Origin of the sequence: Neorhizobium sp. SHOUNA12A (assembly GCF_023006505.1) — a bacterium.
Taxonomy (GTDB): Bacteria; Pseudomonadota; Alphaproteobacteria; order Rhizobiales; family Rhizobiaceae; genus Neorhizobium.
In genome coordinates, this window is sequence record NZ_JALBGV010000039.1 from 26,506 (window position 1) to 47,450 (window position 20,945).

General features: G+C 55.0%; 15 protein-coding genes and 2 pseudogenes. 9 read left to right on the plus strand and 8 right to left on the minus strand.

What is annotated here, in order from left to right:
* Nucleotides 1-135: 135 nt before the first annotated feature.
* The 3 genes from MOV63_RS18045 to MOV63_RS18055 all read right to left on the minus strand — a co-directional run bounded on the left by MOV63_RS18045 (nucleotide 136) and on the right by MOV63_RS18055 (nucleotide 2,980).
* A complete protein-coding gene (locus tag MOV63_RS18045) occupies nucleotides 136-639 on the minus strand; it encodes a hypothetical protein (protein WP_247035395.1) in 504 nt (167 codons plus the stop codon).
* 682 nt (nucleotides 640-1,321) lie between these two features.
* Nucleotides 1,322-2,500, minus strand: coding sequence for a Xaa-Pro peptidase family protein (locus tag MOV63_RS18050; protein ID WP_247035397.1), 1,179 nt, complete (start codon nucleotides 2,498-2,500; stop codon nucleotides 1,322-1,324).
* A 156-nt stretch (nucleotides 2,501-2,656) separates the two neighbouring features.
* The gene (locus MOV63_RS18055; RefSeq protein WP_247035399.1) at nucleotides 2,657-2,980 is read right to left on the minus strand and encodes a hypothetical protein; all 324 of its coding nucleotides are present in this window, start codon (nucleotides 2,978-2,980) and stop codon (nucleotides 2,657-2,659) included.
* Between the two features lie 28 nt (nucleotides 2,981-3,008).
* Between MOV63_RS18055 and MOV63_RS18060 the strand changes: the two genes are divergently transcribed.
* Both MOV63_RS18060 and MOV63_RS18065 read left to right on the plus strand, forming a co-directional pair.
* Nucleotides 3,009-4,874 (plus strand): hypothetical protein, encoded by a 1,866-nt coding sequence (locus tag MOV63_RS18060; RefSeq protein WP_247035401.1) that lies wholly within the window; start codon nucleotides 3,009-3,011, stop codon nucleotides 4,872-4,874.
* A 689-nt stretch (nucleotides 4,875-5,563) separates the two neighbouring features.
* Nucleotides 5,564-7,417: a histidine phosphatase family protein gene (locus MOV63_RS18065; protein WP_247035403.1), complete on the plus strand. Its 1,854-nt coding sequence runs from the start codon at nucleotides 5,564-5,566 to the stop codon at nucleotides 7,415-7,417.
* Nucleotides 7,418-7,550: 133 nt separating this feature from the next.
* On the opposite strand, the gene MOV63_RS18070 is transcribed toward MOV63_RS18065, so the two are convergent.
* Complete coding sequence (locus MOV63_RS18070) at nucleotides 7,551-7,955, minus strand: hypothetical protein (RefSeq protein ID WP_247035405.1); 405 nt, start codon at nucleotides 7,953-7,955, stop codon at nucleotides 7,551-7,553.
* Nucleotides 7,956-8,013: 58 nt separating this feature from the next.
* Here MOV63_RS18070 and MOV63_RS18075 point away from each other — a divergent pair, with 58 nt between their 5' ends.
* From MOV63_RS18075 to MOV63_RS33055, 5 genes and pseudogenes are all read left to right on the plus strand, one after another.
* Nucleotides 8,014-9,009 carry a LacI family DNA-binding transcriptional regulator gene (locus MOV63_RS18075; protein WP_247035407.1) on the plus strand — a complete coding sequence of 332 codons (996 nt, stop codon included), beginning with the start codon at nucleotides 8,014-8,016 and terminating at the stop codon, nucleotides 9,007-9,009.
* A 268-nt stretch (nucleotides 9,010-9,277) separates the two neighbouring features.
* A pseudogene (locus MOV63_RS33045) lies at nucleotides 9,278-9,739 on the plus strand (aminopeptidase P family N-terminal domain-containing protein); the annotation flags it as partial.
* A 564-nt stretch (nucleotides 9,740-10,303) separates the two neighbouring features.
* Nucleotides 10,304-10,483, plus strand: coding sequence for a M24 family metallopeptidase (locus MOV63_RS33050; protein ID WP_405029350.1), 180 nt, complete (start codon nucleotides 10,304-10,306; stop codon nucleotides 10,481-10,483).
* On the plus strand, nucleotides 10,483-11,424 hold the full coding sequence (locus MOV63_RS18085) for an ATP-binding cassette domain-containing protein (protein WP_247035412.1): 942 nt from the start codon (nucleotides 10,483-10,485) through the stop codon (nucleotides 11,422-11,424). The genes MOV63_RS33050 and MOV63_RS18085 overlap by 1 nt, the downstream gene beginning before the upstream one ends.
* Nucleotides 11,310-11,570 carry a TOBE domain-containing protein gene (locus MOV63_RS33055; protein ID WP_366518560.1) on the plus strand — a complete coding sequence of 87 codons (261 nt, stop codon included), beginning with the start codon at nucleotides 11,310-11,312 and terminating at the stop codon, nucleotides 11,568-11,570. Before MOV63_RS18085 ends, MOV63_RS33055 begins: the two co-directional genes overlap by 115 nt.
* Before the next feature lie 759 nt (nucleotides 11,571-12,329).
* Here MOV63_RS33055 and MOV63_RS18090 read toward each other — a convergent pair.
* On the minus strand, nucleotides 12,330-13,346 hold the full coding sequence (locus MOV63_RS18090; protein ID WP_247035414.1) for a hypothetical protein: 1,017 nt from the start codon (nucleotides 13,344-13,346) through the stop codon (nucleotides 12,330-12,332).
* Between the two features lie 392 nt (nucleotides 13,347-13,738).
* On the opposite strand from MOV63_RS18090, the gene MOV63_RS18095 reads away from it, so the two are divergent.
* Nucleotides 13,739-15,085, plus strand: coding sequence for a hypothetical protein (locus MOV63_RS18095; RefSeq protein WP_247035416.1), 1,347 nt, complete (start codon nucleotides 13,739-13,741; stop codon nucleotides 15,083-15,085).
* 536 nt (nucleotides 15,086-15,621) lie between these two features.
* Here MOV63_RS18095 and MOV63_RS18100 read toward each other — a convergent pair.
* The gene (locus MOV63_RS18100) at nucleotides 15,622-16,947 is read right to left on the minus strand and encodes an NtaA/DmoA family FMN-dependent monooxygenase (RefSeq protein ID WP_247035419.1); all 1,326 of its coding nucleotides are present in this window, start codon (nucleotides 16,945-16,947) and stop codon (nucleotides 15,622-15,624) included.
* Nucleotides 16,948-17,271: 324 nt separating this feature from the next.
* Between MOV63_RS18100 and MOV63_RS18105 the strand changes: the two are divergent.
* Nucleotides 17,272-17,565, plus strand: a pseudogene (locus tag MOV63_RS18105) (IS630 family transposase); the annotation flags it as partial.
* A gap of 338 nt (nucleotides 17,566-17,903) precedes the next feature.
* Here the strand turns inward: MOV63_RS18105 and MOV63_RS18110 are convergent.
* Both MOV63_RS18110 and hutH read right to left on the minus strand, forming a co-directional pair.
* Nucleotides 17,904-18,653, minus strand: coding sequence for a UTRA domain-containing protein (locus MOV63_RS18110; RefSeq protein ID WP_247035420.1), 750 nt, complete (start codon nucleotides 18,651-18,653; stop codon nucleotides 17,904-17,906).
* A 224-nt stretch (nucleotides 18,654-18,877) separates the two neighbouring features.
* The gene (gene hutH, locus MOV63_RS18115) at nucleotides 18,878-20,407 is read right to left on the minus strand and encodes a histidine ammonia-lyase (protein ID WP_247035422.1); all 1,530 of its coding nucleotides are present in this window, start codon (nucleotides 20,405-20,407) and stop codon (nucleotides 18,878-18,880) included.
* Nucleotides 20,408-20,945 lie beyond the last annotated feature (538 nt).

A 20,945-nucleotide genomic window follows, 5' to 3' on the forward strand; every position in this document is an offset into this window, starting at 1 on the left:
GGCGCAACCGTCCTAAAAACCGCGTTCGAGCGACATAATCCAACCTACGACCGGCGGAATGGCAGCGGTACCGAAAGTTCGATATTTTGGGGAAATGCAAGATCTAGCCGGGATTCGCAGCTATATCGCTGAGTATCATGAGGGATGGCCCGAAAAGATAATCGTCGTTGAAATCGTCGGAGGTCTCAACAACAATATTGTCGCAGGATTTGTGCAGGATGCGTTTGCAACCGGCTCAATATTTTGCTGTGTGACCAGCATTACGTCCAGTTTTGCTGGCTCCCTACCTGCGGCCGCCCAGCACCATTTTGGATAGGAGCTCTGATGCGGGGCGAAGGGATGACCATTGCTCAACGTGACAATGCCATTGTATTGGCGCTCGCCTGCGCAGGCGAAGAAATCGACCAGGACGTACGCGATAATCCTTGCAACCAGAGTTTGTTTTATATCATGGGCCTCGTCAATTACATCAACCAGCCCGTCATGTTGCCCGCTTCCGTCTGATGACCTGAAGGCGACATCCTTGTCCGGTAATTCAACATGCCGAAGAACCAGGGTTTTATCTTCGACGAGTATGACAACAAATTCGCCTGACCGAATTGCGCCCCGCGACGAAAAGTTTGCGCCTTTATTGACCATTTCAACAAACCGAAAAATATTGAAACACCAAAAGCGATGGTACCCTAGTCCTGCCTGATTGCAGTTTTCAATTCCTGCCCCAGCCCCCTAGCTAGCAGATCAAATAAATGACATTTCTGCCAATTTCGTGCTTTGCCATAAAGTGAATTGCGGTGGTGATCTCAAGCCTTGCAACACATATTGCGGGAAGTATGCCGGTGTGTTGTTTGTATGTTTGTTTAGGCAGAAGTTCACTTGTTAATCATCTGATACATTTATACTCAGCTCGGATATATCGAAACAGCGCGCCGTTGATTTGAAAACCCGCATTTTTTGCCATGGCGCATGAGGATGGTTTGGTAGGATATATACAGATGGAGTTTGTCATTATCTGATCAAGCTTGGATCGGAATGCCAGTTTGTGACTGAAATCTGAAACTTGAGAAATCATGGTATCGCATATGACATCGAACACTCTTTTTCTTATCATAAATTGACGCTAAAGTAGCCGAATGATGTATTCATGATTTTCTGACTATAGTATTTCCATAATAACGAGTGAAATACCGAGGTCGCACCGTTACATTCAAAGACGAAAACGATCCTCGTTTTACGCTGGGGGGCCAGTGTTGAAGCTTCGACCCGCGGCTCCGATTTTAATATCGGATAGAAGAAAAGAATGGGGAAAGATGCGACTGGTCTTCTACCAGATCTTTCTGCCAAGCTCGAAATCGGTAAGCACTTCGCAGCCGTCTTCGGTCACGAGGCCCGTATCTCCGAAGCGAGCGCCGCCGACGCCATCGACATAGATGCCGGGCTCGATGCTGTAGACTTCTCCGGCGCGCAACATGTGGGTCGAACCTGCTTTGAGCTCGTGTCCGTCCCAGCCGGAATAGCCGAGGGCACGGCCGGTACGGTGCAGAGTGGCATTCTTAAAACCGCCGCGCTCGATGACCTCCATGGCCGCTGCCTCAACGTCGTGGCCCGTTACACCGGGGCGGATGGCAGCTATCGCGGCCTTCTGCGCCTCGTGGGCGCAATCGATGATCTTGCGCAACTCCGGCGACAACTCCTTCTTACCTGCCTTGATCGGGCGGTCGAAGCAGATCAGATGCCCGAAGACACCCGTGCTGCAACGGCAGATCTGCACAATGTCGCCGTCCTCGATGATGCGGCCGGCTCCGGCGGCATGGCATCGCGCCGTGCGCTCGGGCCCGCTTCCCGTCATGTGCAGGCCGTGGTACAGAGGCGACTGTTCTTCGTTTCCGCTCCAGATTTCGGCCGTCTTTTCAGTGCCCGCCACAAACGAAGCAAGCGTGACTTTCCATTCGGGAACGCCGGGCATGCTCGCGTCGCGGCTGGCTTTGAATGTCTCGGCGACGGCCTGACAGCTGAGCCGAATGACGGTGAGTCCCGCCTGATCCTTCACGGCCAGCAGGTGATCGCGCAACATTGGAGCAACATCCGTGACGCGCTCGGAACCCAGCTCGTCCCATACCAGCACAAGGTTCGTGCCGTTGATGCCGCTGTAATCAATACCGATTTTGTTGGCCTCCGGGGCGATCTTGGTCAGATATTCACCGAGCGCACGCTGATGCGTTTGGCCGTCAACCCAGTGGGAGACCACCGGCGTATTGCATCGGGCCCCGATTTCCTTGACCTCGCTGCTGGGCGAGACGAAACCGAGTAAGCCGTTCTGTGTAAGGATCAGCCAGATCGGCCGCGTAACTGGCAGCCCATGCAGGCCCGTAAAGAAGCGAAGAATGTCGGCGCCGGCCAGTGCAAGAACATCGACGCCCTTTTCATTCATCGCAGCCTTGGCGCGGTCGATGCGGGCCTCATAATCCGCCTGTGAAGGCAGGAAAGAGTTGGAAGCGGCCATTGAACTCGATTGCGTTAGAGTTTTGAATTGGCGTTTAGTGCAGCGATAAACGTCTGGTCGATTTTTTGTCTGTGATGTGGTTGTTGATTTTCGCTCAGGTTTTGGTCGTATAGGCTACTTTTATATTTTTTAGCTGCGAGCGTTGCGAGGCATTCGTCATTTGGACCCGTCATCCCGCCTTTCTCGCGCGCCACGCCACGTCATTCTGTTGGAACGCCAATGGTCGAAATCGTCACGCTTGCGAATAAGAGACATGCTGACGTGTAAAGCCACGTCACCCACACCGTCCTTGCCCGAAAACCTGGTTGTTCGATTTTGCTGACGTGGCAAGCAGAAGCTGCCGTCATGGGGAAATTTGGACCAGAGGAAGGATAAAATGTCCCGGTTTCCCGCCTTTCGATGCGAAACAAATAACTCACTGCCAAACTCACTGCCAAACTCACTAAACACATTCAAACGCTTTCGAACATTCACGTCCATCAGGTGCTTCCGGACATCCACCTTCAAAATGATTCGCGCTTCCGCCGCCGCCGCTTCCGCTGCTTCCGAGCAAGCCACCCGCCTCAAGCAGTATCTGCTGGTGAAATTCGCCTCGAGCGTGGTCGCTGTTGGCGGCGACAAGGTTCTCGCGGGCGCCGAGCTCCTGCCCGGAAATGTCGCCGGTTTCATGGAGGCGATGGGTATTCCCGCGGATGATGCCGGCAGAAACGATCTGCTCGACCTCGCCAAGGTCACCGCCAGCGAAGCCTCGGGAGACAGTGTCCAAACCATGCAGGCCTATGCTGGTTATGACGGCGTCACGGCGAATGGTCTAGCCGCCTGTCACAAGCTGAAGGACCTGTGCGAGAATGGGCTCCCTTCTTTGTCGGAGCGCCAGCGTAAGCTGCTCATGAAAAAACAGCGCCGCGTCTTGACCAGGATTGGACGTCTCCTGCACAAAGACCCTGCCGCCATGAAACTCGTCCAGACCCTTGCTGGCATGGGTTTCTTTACTGGGGCCGCATGGCTTCAGTGGGGGGCACAGGAAAAGGCCTGGAAGATCGGAAGCTGGTCTGCCTTGTGCATCGGCGCCATCAGGCTTCTGGGAAACCTCATGTATAACGAAGCCGGGGCAATCCACCAGGGATGGAAGATTCAGTATACCCATTGTGGCATGGCTGTCGTCTCCTATGCCATGGAAATCCTCACGCTAGCTGGCGTGGAGATCGTTGCGGACAAGACGACCATGGTCGTTTCGACCATGGCCAATCTGGTCCCAATCCTCGGCTACTATATGAGGAACATGCAGAACACTTTCGAAGAGCGTGCCTATAAGTTTGAGCGCTCGCGAAGCAATGGCCCTAGCGAGGCGGATGCTGCTATTCTGAAGTCGATAATCGATAGCCTGCAGGCTTTCTCTACGAAATCTGCAGATACGCTTGCAGTGGGTTCAACCAACCGGCCCGGCAATAGAGCAGCTGCTACCGCCAAGGAAGCCGAGATCGAGGTTGACACCCTAGCCGACCTGCTGCTTCTTGAAATCGATCCGAACTCCGGCACCTGGACGGAATTCTTCAAGATGTTGCTGCGGGAGGCGATCGCGAAGGCACCGAGCCTTATCTTTGCCTTAGCAACGGGCGCCATTCTGGTCGCCGCTGCTGTCGGAAACGTCAAAGCTCTCTCCGACAACGTTGCTATTCTGATGACGATCGTCATCGAGATTGGGCTCGGTGTCAAGAACCCTAAACTCACGGCCGAGCAGATGCAGTATCGCCTCCTCGTGTTGATCCTCAGCCGTTTCGGCTCGGTGTTCTTCTTTGCCGCCCGCATGATCCACGAAGTTCGCGCCACCGGGCGCCGCGACATCTACGACAGGGAGCCGGGGTTCGCGGCTGTCATGGCTCACTGCAATGCCGTATTCGTCTGCGTGCTGGGCCTTGCCGTGGCTCCAAGCATTATCTTCGTCCAACGTCTCATCGCGACGGCGGCCAAGCGAATGATCCGCTGCTGCGTTCCTATCGGGGGCGATGAAGACCCGACCGCTTCCAGCCCGGGAGATGAGCTCGACGAGACTGGCCGTGTCGCAGCTGACGTCCGCCACGTTTCTGCGCCACTCATTTCCTTTCCGCCACTCGATGAAACCGACGAGGGCGATGAAGGCCTGTGCGGAGACGAGAAGGACGCGTTTTCGCTGCCCGGCCTCATCTGGGTCGATGCTGATGACGCGGATGATCCCGAGGCGGGCGCAATGCTGGATGAGTTATCAAAGACCCATGTGTTCCCTGCCTTGGAGGAGTTTGCCTCCAAATTCGAGGACGACGGCGCTATTCCGGTGTCGTTTTTGGAGCAGATACGGGAGCTTGCTGCTCTCACCGGGTCCAATCAGATTGATTGAATTGGCTTGGCGTTTGCCAGGGTCACAGCTGGTACACGCAATCAAATGCGGGTCAACAGGAGGGTTGCGTCAGGATTTCATTTGAGGATGGATTTTGCACATTGAAAACAACAAAAGCCCAAAAAAATCTGAGGTATTCATGATGTTTTTGTCGCTCGTTAGTACATTGCCGCAAAGGGCCAGTAAGCAGAATGAATATGATATGTCTGCCAATTTCTTGCGTGTACCGTTCGGATAAGTGATGTCAGGGAATTCGTGAGGCTATTAAAGCGAAGTCGGTCTCTTCCGGCCCATGTTTTGCATGTATTCCTGAACGAGGAACTGGCTGGCTTTCCCTCACGCCGTTCGATGCTAACGCGGTATTGGCGCGATGATGCGGCCGAAGTCGTGTTGGAGCACCAGCTGACGGCTTTGCAGCACCTCATCCCCAAACCGGGTGGCTGAGCGAGTGGATACGCTAGCGCCACGTCATCGATGACGTGGCAGCCCCAGCCGCCATTGGTTACGTTGCAGAGGCGACGCGGCCTCGAGGCAAGCGACGGGTATAAATTATCCCCTCCCTCCCTCATCCTCAATCTCTTCTTCAGGCCCAATTCACAAACTTTTCCGTATCCAAAACACAAAGCCCTGATCTGCACCAAATCCAAAACACAAGACCCTCTTCTGCACCATATCCCAGGTCATCGAAGATGGCTCCCTCCTGGGATATCTACCGCGAGGACTATTTTGGTGCCGCGCGGGCGGCTCTTCCCACGAACCTCAAGAGCTTTTTCTCTCTGCGCCATGGACAGACGGAGTTGAATGCCCGGGGATTGGCGCAGGGCCACACGGATGTCTCGCTCGATGGCACGGGAAGGGAGCAGGCCCTTGCGGCTCGCCCCGTTGTCGAGGGCCTGCAGATTGCCGGCATCGTCGTTTCTCCATTCCTGCGCGCTAAGGAGACGGCGGACATCGTCAACGAACGAAAGCGACTCAACATCATCGTCGAAGACGGCTTCAAGGAGCGCGACTACGGGATCTACGGAGGAAGAAAGCCGCCTGCCGACTTGTATACCAAGGACCTCCCCACCACCCAGGAAAGGGAGAATTTCTCCTTTCAAATTGCCAACGCGATGCATCACTTCACGAAGGAGAACATGCTTCTTTGCGCGCACGGAGATATCAACCGCCTGCTCATCGGCCTTTTTGAAACCAACGTCACCCATCGGGAGGATTTCGGCAATGCTCAGCTTCTGTACTTCAAGAAAACCATTGCCGGCTGGAAGGTCATCAATCTTTCCGCCCAGCGCATTGCGTCGATCAAGCCTCTCGAAGTCATCGACAGCGCGGGCCGCCCCATCGTCCAGGTCACGATTACGACGGAGAGAGGAGCGAAGGCCACCGAGGCCGCGCCCACCGGTACGACTGTCGGCGCCTACGAGCCTTCCGTCCTCCGGGATGGTGACCCAGCGAGATATAACGGGCTCGGCGTTCGCAAGGCTGTCCAAAATATCGAGACCATACTCACGTCGGCCCTGATGGGAATGAACGTCTTTGACCAGGCCGGCATCGACCAGACAATGCTCGATCTCGATGGAACTTCCGACTTGAGCAAGCTCGGAGGTAACGCGATCGGCTCGATCTCGGCCGCCGTCTATCGTTGCGCGGCGGCAAGCATGGAGATGGATCTTTATGAATTCGCCGCAGGCGGTCGTCCCGTTTCCTTGCCCATCCCCATTTTCAACATCGTCAACGGAGTACGCGGTGGCGGCCGCGATGATCTGATCTACGAACACATCATCGTGCCTCACGGCGCCTCCAACTACGCCCATGCCGTGCAGATGGGCGTGGATATCCATCGGCAACTCGGAAAGGTCATTGAGCTTCATCTGGGGAAAAAGCCGTCGGTGGGCGCTTCTGGAGGATACAGCGCGCCTTCGCCTGACCCGCACGTGGTTTTCGGCCTCATGCAAGAGGCTGTCGATAAACTCGGGTGCACGGATCAGGTTGCATTCGCCTTCGACTGCGCTGCCAGCGATGTCTTCAAGGACGGCGCTTATCCATGGAACGGCAAGCGTCTTTCTGCCGCGGAATTGATCCCTTATTACAAAGGGCTCGCGGATAAGTTCCCCTTCGTCTTCATGGAAGACCTGTTTGACGAGAACGATTTCGACAGTTTTGCCATGGCTCGCAGGGAGATCCCCAATACCGTCATTATCGGCGACGATCTCACTGTCACGAACATCGGGCGCATGGAAGAGGCTTTCCAGCGCAATGCTATTGGCGGCTTCCTGTTCAAGCCCGGTCAAGCCGGTACCGTCACCGGCGCCATGAAAGCTCTGGCTTTCGCCGCCGAAAAGCGATGGATGGTTGCCGCCTCGGCTCGTGGCGGGGGACCAACCACCGATATCGTCAGAGACATCTCGCTTGGAACCGGTAAGGTTCAATTTTACAAGGCGGGGGCGCCTCTGAACGGTGGCCACCGCACCGTCGCTTTGTGCGAGGGAATTGAAGCTCAGGCTAAGTGGGAAGTCCCTCTCGCAGACGTTAGCGCGTACATCTGAAATTTCCGCCCATTGCTTTAAAGAGCTTTGAGGTTTTCCTTCGGTTTTGTTTCATTGACAAAAAGATCCGACCTTCAACAGGAGGATGAAAAAATGGAGATAGCCGCACCTTCAACAGGAAAGGCAGTCAATATTAGTGGTCATTAGCAATCATCAACGCAATTAGTTTATTTGCACAATGAGTTTTAATCCATCCATGAATTTTGTGAGGTGACATGACTAAATTTCCAGGATCACGACCTTCGAAATGCGGCTTATAGCTTTTTGCAGGATATATAGGCATGTGGAATTCATTTGTTTGCTGATCCCTAAATTTGTATGTTTGTGGGTTTGTGCGAGATCGAGGCGCTGGCACCGCCTGCTCTGAAGGCAATCGGTTGAATCGCCGATACAACCGATTGCATTGTTGGCAAATGGCGTGAATGCCGGCTTGATGATCGATAGCAAGCATTGTAGGTAATTTATTCAACTGGTACTTAAAAGCCCCCGCCATCAGTTGGTGCCAGGGTCTTGAGACGCGCTTGTTTTGGATGACCATGCCGCCTTCATCGATGGACGATAATGCCGAACTGCCTGTCTCTGGACGACGCCCGACGATGGCTGAGATCGCGCGCCTCGCTGGCGTCGATACCTCGACAGTCAGCCGAGCCTTGGCAGGAAGTCCGCGCGTCACCAAAGAGACAAGGGCCCTGATCGACAAGATCGTCCACGAGACGGGATACGTTGTGAATGAGACCGCTCGGCATCTGCGGGGTGGTCGCGCAAACCAGATACTGGTGATTGTGTCCGATATCGCCGCACCGTTTTACTCGGATGTCGTTCAGGGTATCGTTGAAACTCTGGCCGAGCGTGGCATAAACGTTCTGCTGGGGGTTACACTGCGACAAGCGAAAAGGGAAGCCCAACTCGCAAAGCAATTGTTGACGGGGGTGGTCGACGGCATCATCACCGTTACGGGCAGCATTCCCAAGCCAGTCCTTAGCATGCCGGGCTTCGAACGGAAGGTGCTGGCGATATCCCGGGCCGTCCCCCACGAAGGGGTAACCTGCGTAACGATCGACAATTGCGCTGCAACGAGGCAGGTCATGCAGCACCTTCATCAGAGGGGGCACCGGCGAATTGTCTATATCGGCGGACCAAACTACTCCGAGACTTACCGTGATCGAAGGGGCGCCTATGCCGATTTCATGCGGGAAAACGGCCTTGCGGAGCTCGCCAGGATGCGCGCAACCGACTCGTTCAACGATGACGCGGATTCCGGCTTCCACATCATGAAATCCATACTCAACGAGGGTGATCGACCTACAGCAGTTTTCTGCGCCACCGACGAACTGGCGATCGGAGCGATGGCCGCAGCTCGGCAAGCCGATCAGATCATCCCGCGAGACATATCATTCTTCGGTTTCGATGATCTGAAACTGACGCCGCTCATGTCTCCGCCATTGTCAACGGTATCGGTCCCCCGTTTCGAAATGGGTCGTAGAGGCGCGGAAGCGCTGTTCCGGCAGGTCTACAAGGACGCACCCTCATCCAGCAAGGTCGTGCTCGACCACCGGCTGATACTGCGAGATAGCGTCGCGACGATCGTTTGAGGCGTTCGACAATGCAAACCGTTGGCCCGGCGCTGGTCGGGAGCGTTTCCCCCGGATCGACCCGATAGACGGATGGGCGGGAATGGTCGCGTTGCGTGAGCAGGCGATCAAAATCAAGATGAATCCACTGGATGTCGAAGACCCGTATCCGGGTCAAAACGAGCATATTCTTGGCTTCGACGCAGATAAATTGCGACGCGCGGCGAATAAATCTTTACGATCCAATCGATTGCATCGGCAATACAAACAATGGGCAACTGAAAATGACATGACCGAGGATCCCGCAACTCCCAGGATCAATCTCCCTTCGGATGCCGACTACGGCAAACGCGTCAAGCGCGCTCAGACGGGCATGAGGGAACACTGTCTCGATGTTCTCGCGCAGGCAGGCACTAACATTCTTCGCTTCATTACCGGTCTCCACGGCCTGCCGGTCACGCGTCCGATCTGGCTCATCCTCCCGCAGGTTGGGGCGCCCAGTTTCGTGTCACACGGCAGCGAAAAGAAAGAGATCAGAGCCCGATGCAATACGCCGGTGGTCACCAGATGGGTTGAGTGGGCAGAGCCTGTGCCAGGTCCGATGACGCATCAGGATGCACTTGCCAAATATCTTCAGGAGACGGCGCGCGACGCCAGAACCATTGGTATCGACTTCAACGGCGCCAGCGGAGCCAATATCGAGCTGGTCAGGCAGGTGCTCGGGACCCACCGGGTCAAGGATGCGGGGCCGCTGCTTCGTGATCTGCTTACAATCAAGGATGCTGCGGCGATCAACGCCATTCGATTGTGCTGCTATGTTGTGACAACCCGTCAGTTTGAAGCCAGCCGTGACGCCATCGCACCTGGTGTTCCGGAGTGGAAGGTGGCTCTTGCTTCCTTTGCAGGCACCGAGCGTGCTGCCGAGCTATGGGGCGAAAACGGAGAGCAGTCTCCACTGGCGCACGGCCTGCACATGACGGGAAGCGGTTCCGAACGCACGGCGCGATGCGATGCGGCAGGGGCCGCCCGCAAGATGTGGGAGGGCGACATCGTGCAGATCTGCCGGTGCAGCACGGGTTTCTACGGACATCTGATCGGTTTTGACCGGCCGGTCAAAATCGGCTCCGACGAACCAGCCCCGGAAATGCGCAAAGTGATCGATCTGGCGAGGGAGGCACAGGAAGCCGCATTGGGCGAAGGTGCGCCCAGGCGTCACGGCTGGCGATGTCCATGCCGCTGCCATGGAAGTGATTGATCGCAGCGGTTGGGAGAGCCCGGTCCTGCACCTGACGGGCCGGTCGATCGGATATTCGCGTTGGGACGGCATGAGCTCAAGGCCGGCTCCCCGACCGTGCTTGAACCCAGCAGGGTTCTTACGGTTGAGCCGGGAATTTACGTGGACGGCGTGGGTGGGGCACGCTTTGGCGATACGGTCCTCGTGACCGAAACCGGTTGTGAATTGCTCACCCCTTTCGAGCTTGGTAGGGCTGTTTAATGAAGGACAAACTGCTTCCAGCCGTTTCATTTCAGGGCGTCGCCCGGCGATACGGGGCGGTCACTGCGGTCAATGATGTCAGTCTTGATATCGCGACAGGGGAGTTCTTCGCGCTGCTCGGCTCAAGCGGTTCAGGTAAGACAACGCTTCTCATGCTACTTGCCGGGTTCGACAGGCCGACCGAAGGCCGGGTTCTCATGTCGGGCACGTCGGTTGCCGAGGTGCCGCCACATCGGCGTCAGATCGGGGTTGTGTCTCAGAACTATGCGCTCTTCCCGCATCTCACCGCAGCCGAAAACGTCGCTTATCCCCTAAAGATGCGCGGCGTCGGGCGCCCGGATCGCGAAGAGCGAGTGAAGGCAGCGCTGAGCCTCGTCAATCTGACCGAACGTGGCACTTCCTATCCTTCCCAGTTGTCGGGTGGCCAGCAGCAGCGCGTGGCTCTTGCTCGATCGCTTGTCTTCGGCCCGAGCCTGCTGCTCATGGACGAGGCGCTTGGCGCCCTCGACAGACGGCTTCGAGACCAGATGCAGCTGGAACTGAAACGGATTCAAGGTGAGCTCGGCCTCACGGTTATCTATGTGACGCATGATCAATCCGAAGCCATGGGTATGGCAGACCCGATAGGGGTCATGGCTCATAGCCAGCTTCTGCAAGTGGCCGACCCGGAAAATATCTACGCTTCACCATCCGATCACTTCGTCGCCCGGTTTCTGGGGGAGTGCTCGATTCTGCGGGTGAAATCGATCGATGGTGGTCGCGGCTACGAGATTACCGGCCCGCGCCAGGCGTTGCCGTCCGCCGCGTGGGGCGGTTCGATATCGTCGTGCGTCCAGAAAATGTCTCCGTTCATTCAGCGGCAGCCTCAACTGCCGAAAACGTCTTTGAAGTTCCGGCGAACATTCGCGACGTCACCTATCTCGGCGCCGGCTGGCGCGTGACATTAACACTTCCCGACGGGCAGTCCTTGCTCGCCACGATCGTGCGTGGAAATGAGATTGCCGGGGATCTTGGCCCCGGCAAATCCGTCATCGCAAGATGGGCGCCTGCTTCCGTCGCCGTACTTCCCGCCGAAGGATCGTCTTGAGGTGGTTTCTCAGAGAGGCAAAGAACATGACAAAAAGAGGGGTAAACATGATGAGACGCAGTCTCTGCATCGGCATCCCAGTCGCAATGATTACAGCGATCGGCGCAATATTCATCACTGCGGCACAAGCAGGCGATCCTGGGTGACGATGCAAAGGCGCGCTTGAGCTTTCCAGCAGTATCGCGTTTTTGCTGGTTGCTCGCCGAGCCGGCCTATCTGGTCGTCATATCGATTTATGTTCTCCTCCCGCTGCTTGTGTTGTTTCCCGTGTCGTTCAGTTCGGCGGATGTCCTGATTGGCGGCAGGTAGTGGCGAACCCATTTGTTGGTATTTTCTATCGCGCATTTCGCGTGACGCCTGTTTGGCAGGATATATCGACCTGTAAACGGCGCAATATGAGGGATTAATCTTAGGTTAGGTTATCCTGACAATGGTTCGATCTCAATATATGGATGCCCGACATGTCACGTGATTGAAATTTCAAAAATTGGTCATGGTGTTTACGAGGGAATTGCGAAACCGCTGCAGAGAACATCGTGCTTTATCGTTCATATCTGCTGATACTTGCTATGGCAAAGCCATTCAACATGTTTGCTAAACAGTATTTTTGTGCGGTAGTTGTGTACCGTCTGTTTGATTGTTGAGAATTTCCTGGATGTTGTATCCGGTTTTATAAGGAAATCGCTCAAGGAGGTTGAGCTCCTTGCGGGCAATAGCCATGCCTGATGTTGAATTCGATCCGACGTTTGCTCTTGCCGTTTAGGCGAGAGTGATGACGACCCAGATATGCGCCTTCTGCGTATTCTTGGCAAATGTGTTGTCGCGAATGGCCTTGGAAACAACGTCCAGGTCGTTGAGACTTTCCGGAAGAACCTCGCCTAGCACCGGGGTCTCAATGCCCTCGGTCACAGGACCATCCTGAATGATAATCTTGTTGCCTGTCAGGGGGGAATAGCGAATGCGGCCGATCGGGGCATCGCATTGTCGCTCCTTTTGCTGGATCGCAGCTCTGCTGAGGATGGGAGCCCATCCGTAAATGGATCCGCCGCTGACCATAGCAGCGTTCATGAGCACAGCCATCTCATCATAGTTCGTGAGGTAGTCGATCCATTCCTGGGCGAGCTCTGGGTTTTCGTTGACTGCGAGCACCGCTTTCAACGTCGGCAGGTTCTCAGCCGGCGCGTCCGGATACATCTTGATGTACGACAGCTCGATAACGCGGCCGTCCTCAATCTTGACACGGCGTGAAGGGTCCGGTTCGACGGGTTCGGCATCCGTGAGGTTTGGATACTGGAATTCCGGCTGCGTTCCGACATTCCAGGGAAAGGCCTGGTGCATCCATTGATGAAACATGTTGTAGTGTCGGGCGAATGCGGAGATGGCCCGAGTGATCTCCTCTCTGTTGCCCGGTTCAGCATGCGACAAGTCAATCACAGACTGACCGAAGGTCTGAATGCTGCCGAATTTGTTGTAGCCCTGATAGTTGATGTTCTGCTGAGCAAGGTCCTTCAGAAGCTTGAGAAGAATGTCGATGGAGACCTCGGGATCGCGGGCCCATTTGGCCAGATTGGGCCAGTCATTGATGCTGTCGCAGAGGGAATAGGCGAAGGCAAAGACACCGGTCGAGAAAAATTGCCCGCCGGTGCCGATCATATTCTCATGCTTTCCGGAAAAGAGATCGGCCACCTCCGTGGGCTGCTCGGAGGAGATGTGCTTGGTTGCCTCCTCTATGGCCGCAATCAACGCGGTGAGGTTGGCATATTGCTGCGACGCCATGTCGGATGTTGACTTCGGTGGCCGGTGCGATCGTTGAATCTTGTCGGAGCAGGTCTTGATTGTTTGAGAGGCGGTGGTGTTGATGAGGAATGGAAGTATGGACTTGGAGCAGTTGTATAGTGACATCGGTCGGGATGACGTGGCCGGGCCGCTATGCTGACGTGGCGGATGACGTGGCAGGGGACGTAGCCAGATCGCTATGCTGACGTGGCGGATGACGTGTCAAGTTAGATGTTTGCTCGCTAACGACATGATCCGGTGAACTTATATAGTGCCGCCTTCCTCCTCTGCCGGAATAATGTTTGATATCCCTTCAAAATAACAATTCAACAGACCGGCCCAATCAATCCCAACAAGCACTCAACAAACCGGATCCATCACCGCCGACTTAAATGATGGGTTGGCGCAACGCCCTGAACAGCGTCGATTGGGTGACCTGCATTGGGGCCTGGAACCCTCGCGACGATCGGCTGCTTCCCGGTCAATTCGCGGACGAGAATTGGATCCACCGTGTCAAGGTCAATACGGATCTCGTCGCCACTTATCCCAAGCATATCAAGGATCGCCTTAAGATTTTTGAGAACAAGGAGGACGCGGTTTTCAAACGCATCTTGGGGCAAGGCGAAGTTCAATCGCCTTTTTCCAAAAAGATTGTCTGGAAGCAACCCGAACCGGATGCACGATTTCGCAGCAAGGTAACCTGGCATCTCAGGATCATTCTCAGCGCGTGGTATTTTTGGCCTCTCATAGTCGCGCTTCTCACGCTCCCCAATCTCAGCTTCGGCCTGATCGGCGAAAAAATCTTCAATGTTCGCTCGGTCCCTACTTCCAGCTTTATTACGTGGCAGCTTTTTCCCCTGCTTTTCGGCAGCTATCAGGTCCCTTCCGTCTGTGCCCAGTTCATCAGAGAGCAAGCCGTTGGGCCTGTTACCACAAGTATCTGGTTTGCTCCACTGGGCTTCGATAGGGATCTCCGCCACTTCTACTACGAACAGGCCTACCTTATTCCTGCGTGCGTCTTCGGAATCCTGCTTCAGATCTGCGCGCAATTCGCCGAAAGGTTTTGGTATCGCTTTTGGCTTAATCGCCGGATCTCGAAAAAAGGCCTGACCACCTCTTTCACGCAAACGGTGAATGAATGCACGCGGCTGAGGGGTGTGCTTAATGACCTCACCGAGTGGACCAAACCCAAGAAACTCAGCAAAACGACGAAGTTAGCTTTGTCGGTTACAAGGCGCGGGATCCGCCGCAAGATCGACTTCCTCGACAGTGCCCTGCCGCCTGGACATCGTTACAGATCAACGCAAAGCTTTAGCGGGGCCTTTTTCGCATTTTTCAAAAACCCCAAGAGCTACTATTCCTATGCGAACGGTATCATTCTCTTTGGTAACGCCTTCTTCTACCTTCGGGCGTGGGGCACCTTCTTCCAGGCACTCGGATATGCGACTGTCATGGAAATCAACACTTTCCTTATGGTCACCGAAGATGAGCAACTCATCGATGACTTAGTCGAGTTTACCACCAACACGGTCTCCGGCCTCTTCGGCCAGATGTTCTTCGTCGCAATCCCATACCGGGCAACTAAAGAAACAGCTGTCGAGGATTACAGGTACTTCATTATGCTGGGCTTGCAACTCACTTACGTCATGATCTTTTCGGGCAAAACCGTGCCCTTTTTGATCGAGTGGGTGCCTCGCATTTGCAAATATCCTGGGAAAATGGCCCGATATCTCTGGTGAAAGATCAGATGCCAGTAAAAGGCGGTGGAAGAACGGGATATTCAACAATCGAATAGAGGCAGAACAGAGCTTTCAACCCTCTGAGGAACCGGTGGATTAACGTGCAACACAACTGATTTTCAGAGGCTTCAACGCCATCATTTAAACCAAAAAAATGAATTCAACATCTGCAAAAAAGTAGCTTAGCTTTATCCCGGATAACAATACCAACTACATACGCTCTTTAAATTTTCTGCGTCAATAATGATTGTGATATCGTAGAAGCCGGCACTGCTTTCTTTTTTCGTGAGGGTGGGCAAGGCATCGTTTTCAATCTAGTCGCGCTCATCTAAGGCCGACGACATTGAGTTTGCGGTCGCAAATTCCTCCACCTGACGACGCTGCCTATCATCCTGATCACCGTCCTGCCTCTAATCAGGCTGCGGGCTCGGAATTGAACCGCTGCTGTTGCAGGATATATGGTTATGTGGCGTGCGAAACTAGGTTCATTCATTCATTTGTGCGTTTGTGCGTTTGTGCGTAAATTGCCACGTCAATTAGGCCTTGGCGGCGAAACGATTCTTGGGTCGTGGCAGGCCGAGGTTTTCACGTAGCGTCGCCCCTTCATAATCCTCGTGGAAGAGGCCGCGTCTCTGGAGAAGGGGAACGACTTCCTCAACGAACACCTTGAGTTGGCCGGGAAGTGGTTCTCCCATGATAAATCCGTCCGCGCCTTTTTCCCGCAGCCAAAGTTCCATCTCATCTGCTATCTGCTGCGGAGTTCCTGCGAAGCGATCTACCGGCTGGCCAAAACGCTCCGCAATCTGGCGAAGGCTCAGCTTTTCAACCTTTGTCGCATGCTCGATTCTTTCGACTTCGCCTTCGTGGCCAATGAGGCCTGATGCAATGACCTCCAGCGGTATCTGTCCATCGGGGTCATAAACGGAGAAGTCGTGATTCTTGAACCACTTACCTAAATAACGCAACTTTTGTTCGAAAGACACGCTGGCGCGACGCTCCTGAACTAACTTTGCCGTTTCTTCTTCTGTGCTGCCGACGATCGGCTTGCAGGTCGGAAGGATGATGACATGCTCAGGATTGCGACCAGCATTGATGGCGGCTGCCTTGATCTGTCTATAGAGATCCTGCGATTCAGGCAGATTTTCCGGTATACTAAAAACGCCTTCAACACATTCGCCAGCGAAGACACGGCCTTCCTTGGAGAAGGTCGCCGTAAGAAGCAGGGGATAGCCCTGGGGAGCACGGCGAATGTTAAGTGGGCCTTGGACCTGAAAAAATTCCCCTTTGTGGTTAAGCGTATGCATTTTGGCCGGGTCGAAAAAGATTCCCTTTTCCTTGTCCTGGACGAATGCATCGTCTTCCCAACTGTCCCAAAGTGCCGTGGCAAGTCCAACATATTCACGTGCCATCCGATAGCGGTCGGCGTGGGAAAGTTGAGGCACGCCGCCATAGTTCTGGCAGCCCTTGTTCGGATCGCTGGTAACCACATTCCAGCCCGCTCGGCCTCCTGAAATATGGTCGATCGTGGCCATCTGCCGCGCAGTTGTATAAGGATGGCTGAATGTCGTCGAGACGGTCCCGACCAATCCAATGCGCTGCGTGGCAACAGCAAGCGCAGACAAGAGAGCGATCGGCTCCAAACGGCTCAGAGCGTGCGGTTCCGATCTCGCTTCGCAGTAGACTTGGTCCGCCAGGAAGACGAAGTGGAACTTGCCCTGCTCCACAAGCTGTGTCTGTCTCCTATGAAAGTCAAAGCTGGATCCGGCGTCGCGGACCGCATTTGCGTGCGCCCAGTCTGTGAACGTTCGGCCAGCACCTTCCAGCAGAAGGCCCAGTTTGAGCTTCTTCTTATCAGGCAACATCAGTCTCCTTTATCAAACCATCTGCAGTGCTCAACCGACTACATGTTCTTGGCATTTAAAATTGGAGAAGCCTTTTGAATCCGAATATCGCTCACAGCTTTCCTTTAGGCGTTGGCCCATTCTCTCTATCAGCCTTCTCAATTATATGGTATATACATATCAACGACAAGTATAATCAATTGAGGGCGATTTGGGGCTGGATATGACCTGCCAAGGCCACTTTCATCCAGCGGCGACTAGAGCCAATCCGGCGATCACTGAATCAATCCTGATGTGACGATGCGAGCCGAAACTGATTCAACATCCACAGCGAAGAGGTGGATGATGGCACGGGTATTGGACGATGACCTTCGATTGCGTTTGTTGAAAGCGTCTGCTGCTGGCCTTTCGGCCCCGGCGGCGGCTCGGTTCGAGGTTGCCATTTGCACGGCGATCCGCTGGATTACAAGAGCGAAAGACGGTGAGCCAACCTCCCGACCGCAGGGTTGGAGGCGGCCGTCGGCACTGGGTGCACACGAGGCCTTCGTCATCGAGTTGATCGAAGAACGCAAGGACGTGACGCTCGACGAAATGGTCTTGCTCTTGTCTGTCGAACGGCAGATCAGGATCAGTGAGACGAAGGCTTTGGAGAGCTCAAAGATATCGCGGAAACCTTCGGTCACAACCAACAAAGTCGGTAAAAGTGCCGCCGATATCTATCCCCTATTCGGACGGGAGCCATTGAACGCTTCCTATCTTGAACCTTCCTGAAGGTTCGACGAGGTCGATGTTATGTCGGAAGGGGGGTATAGTGGTATTTCGTTGACATGGGCGAAAAGGGTTTCCGAACAGTATCGTGCATCGATCACGCGGCCACTTGCACGCAGGTGGCCAGTGGCCTCGGCCATGAAATCAATTCTGGCTCGGCTGAACGCCGCAAGGCAGTGCTCCAGCCTTTTTGTCTGCTTTCCGGGCCGTTAGGAGGCGCCAAGTGTCATTGACGGCTTGAATCTTACGACGAAACGGTGGCGATCACCAGGATAAATGAGGCGAACGAAGGTAATGAGCACGCCGTCCTGCCAAGTCCTGCGGGCAATAGAAATGCAAGCGGTGCGCTCAACGACTTGCAGCCTTCTGGCCAAGATTGCGTCTGCCGAGACCGCGCGGATCGAGTGCTCTCCGTCCGTGAAGGGAACGTTGTGAAGGAGCCAGCTGCCGGGCGGCTCGTCTTTGAACTGTAGCTTTTCCACCTGCGGGACCGCATCCAGGTTGATTTGGCGGGTTTCCATTGTGAAAGGCAGATTGTCGGCATAATGCATAACCTCAAGGGTCAGAAGGCGCGTTCCGACAAGAACCCCGACGTGGCGTGCGTCGATCGCGTCGGTGGCTGTACGAATGCTGCGATCGGTAATCTCAAACGTGTAGGTCCGATCAATCGCCATGACCTCTGCTCGGATATCCTGGATATGCATCAATGGCTCTTCGATACGCGGAGGCGCGACAAAGGAGCCAGACCGGCGCTTTCGAGTAATCATCCCCGAAGCGGCAAGACTTGACAGAGCCTTGTTCACAGTCATTCGAGAACAATTGTAAATATCGACCAGCTCGCGCTCTGGAGGGATCCGATAGCCTGGGCCCCATTCACCAGTCGCCATCTTGCTTTCGATATCGCGCTGGATCTCCAGGTATCGTGAAGAAGCCGGCTTTTCCGTTACAAAATCATCCATGGGCAGACAACGCTACCTTACGAAAGTGGGAATCGCTCACCATCATATTCTCTGACCGTTCTGTATATAATCTCTCATTGGTCTATAACATATGATGAATTGCTCGTACACCGAAGGCCGGTCCGGTCGCAGCTTCTAACGGGTCCAAAGAAGGGTTTTCTACCGAAATTTGACTCTATAGGGCACGAATGGTGCCGCCGTCCAAAGAACTGTGTCGTTGCGGATTAGAGCAGCGGCAAGAGACCCTTGGTCAACGGAGCGACCAAACGACCACTTGCAACGAGCTCGGTCGCCCGCTTGAGATCGTCCGCCATATAGCGGTCGTCTTCAAGCTTTGGTATCGACGTCCGTATGACCGTTCGAACCGCACCAAGCTCCGGGCTGGTGGTGAGGGGAGCACGCAGATCAATACCCTGGGCCGCGCTGATGGCTTCGATCCCAACGATCGAGAACAGGTTATCTGTCATCTGAAGGAGACGGCGCGCGCCGTGGCATGCCATCGACACGTGGTCCTCCTGATTTGCCGACGTCGGTGTGGAGTCGACCGAAGCGGGATGCGACATTTGCTTGTTTTCCGACATCAACGCGGCCGAGGTGACTTCGGCGATCATGAAGCCGGAGTTTAGACCGGGCTTCGGCGTCAAAAACGCCGGCAGGCCGTAGCTCAAAACCGGATCCACCAACAGGGCGATGCGTCGCTGGGCGATTGCCCCGATTTCGCAGATTGCGATCGCGATCTGGTCTGCTGCGAATGCGACGGGTTCAGCATGGAAGTTGCCACCCGAGACAATCGTACCATCGGAGAGTACGAGGGGATTGTCCGTGGCCGCGTTGGCCTCGATGATCAAGGTATTCGCCGCTTGTCGCAGAAGATCCAAGCAAGCCCCGACGACCTGTGGCTGGCACCGCATGCAGTACGGATCCTGAACGCGCTCATCGCCTTCTTGATGGCTTTCCCGAATTTGGGATCCATCCATGAGCAATCTCAGTGTTTTGGCCGCGTCGATTTGGCCTTGATGGCCCCGGAGACTATGGATCTCCGGGTGGAAAGGCGACGTCGATCCCATCGCCGCGTCGGTGGACAGTGCGCCGGAAACCAGGGAGGAAATCAGAGCACGATGAGCCCTGAACAGGCCCGCCAATGCGAGTGCCGTCGAGGTCTGAGTGCCGTTGATCATGGCGAGGCCCTCCTTAGCCTTCAGCACAATCGGCGTCAGGCCGGCTCTTGCCAATGCAACCTTTGCCGACATCACCTCGCCATCGAACTTAGCCTGGCCCTCGCCGATCAAGGCCGCGGTCATATGGGCGAGAGGAGCAAGATCGCCAGAGGCGCCGACCGAGCCTTTTTCCGGTATGATCGGCAAGACGTTCTTTTCGAGCATCGCGGAAAGAACATTCATCACCAGCGGCCGCACGCCCGAGGCGCCCCTTCCCAGCGAGATCAGCTTTAGCGTCATGATCAGGCGAACGACCCCGTCTGCGAGCGGAGTTCCGACACCACAGCAATGCGACAGGATCAGATTGCGCTGCAAGGTCTCCACGTCTTCCGCTGGGATGCGCACGCTCGCCAGTTTCCCGAAGCCGGTGTTGATGCCGTAATGGGCCTTCTCGCCCCCGGCGAGCTCGGCGACCCGGTTGGCAGAAACCTGCACCCTCTTCAGCGCGGCGGCATCAACAACGGGCACGAGCATGCCTTCATAGACGGCAGCCAGAGTTTCGAGTGAGACCCTTCCGGGGACGAGCGTGTTTTCCATGTTCCATACCTTTTGGAGAGGGGAAATTGGAGGCATACATAACCGTCCTATGGCCTCCATTTTGTATATACAAATATGAAATCTGTCCCGATGTAAAGCGCCGCGTCATAAAAATGCATAGGGCGGCTCCCGCTTGGAGCCGCCCCGATAGCTGATACGAAAAGGCGATTAATTGATTATGCGGACTCAAGCCTTGCCGACCACCGGCAGCAGACGGTGATATTGCGGCAGAAATTTTCCAAATGTGGGCTGCGCCAGGGCTCCAGACCCTTGCTGTACTGAATGAAGAATTTGTTGTCGCTCGCCTGGGAATATCTACGATCCACGATGGCGCAATCGACGATCCGTCGGTGCAGCCGCACCGGTGATGTGCTGATCCTTGGAATCCATCCATAGATGGAATGGCAGATCTTGCCAAACCTGCTCGCAGAGTTTGGGGTTATCTTCGTCTGAATATTCGGTCACGACCATACTCACGAGCTCTGGTCACGCAATATCGATCGATCTTCCCATTGCTAACATCGTCCTGGCAAAATCG

Excerpts from the sequence above, each read along its gene's own strand:
- MOV63_RS18045 (WP_247035395.1), bottom strand. The coding sequence starts at position 639 with ATGGTCAATAAAGGCGCAAACTTTTCGTCGCGGGGCGCAATTCGGTCA.
- MOV63_RS18050 (WP_247035397.1), bottom strand. The coding sequence starts at position 2,500 with ATGGCCGCTTCCAACTCTTTCCTGCCTTCACAGGCGGATTATGAGGCC.
- MOV63_RS18055 (WP_247035399.1), bottom strand. The coding sequence starts at position 2,980 with ATGGACGTGAATGTTCGAAAGCGTTTGAATGTGTTTAGTGAGTTTGGC.
- MOV63_RS18060 (WP_247035401.1), top strand. The coding sequence starts at position 3,009 with ATGATTCGCGCTTCCGCCGCCGCCGCTTCCGCTGCTTCCGAGCAAGCC.
- MOV63_RS18065 (WP_247035403.1), top strand. The coding sequence starts at position 5,564 with ATGGCTCCCTCCTGGGATATCTACCGCGAGGACTATTTTGGTGCCGCG.
- MOV63_RS18070 (WP_247035405.1), bottom strand. The coding sequence starts at position 7,955 with ATGGTCATCCAAAACAAGCGCGTCTCAAGACCCTGGCACCAACTGATG.
- MOV63_RS18075 (WP_247035407.1), top strand. The coding sequence starts at position 8,014 with ATGGCTGAGATCGCGCGCCTCGCTGGCGTCGATACCTCGACAGTCAGC.
- MOV63_RS18085 (WP_247035412.1), top strand. The coding sequence starts at position 10,483 with ATGAAGGACAAACTGCTTCCAGCCGTTTCATTTCAGGGCGTCGCCCGG.
- MOV63_RS18090 (WP_247035414.1), bottom strand. The coding sequence starts at position 13,346 with ATGGCGTCGCAGCAATATGCCAACCTCACCGCGTTGATTGCGGCCATA.
- MOV63_RS18095 (WP_247035416.1), top strand. The coding sequence starts at position 13,739 with ATGATGGGTTGGCGCAACGCCCTGAACAGCGTCGATTGGGTGACCTGC.
- MOV63_RS18100 (WP_247035419.1), bottom strand. The coding sequence starts at position 16,947 with ATGTTGCCTGATAAGAAGAAGCTCAAACTGGGCCTTCTGCTGGAAGGT.
- MOV63_RS18110 (WP_247035420.1), bottom strand. The coding sequence starts at position 18,653 with ATGGATGATTTTGTAACGGAAAAGCCGGCTTCTTCACGATACCTGGAG.
- hutH (WP_247035422.1), bottom strand. The coding sequence starts at position 20,407 with ATGGAAAACACGCTCGTCCCCGGAAGGGTCTCACTCGAAACTCTGGCT.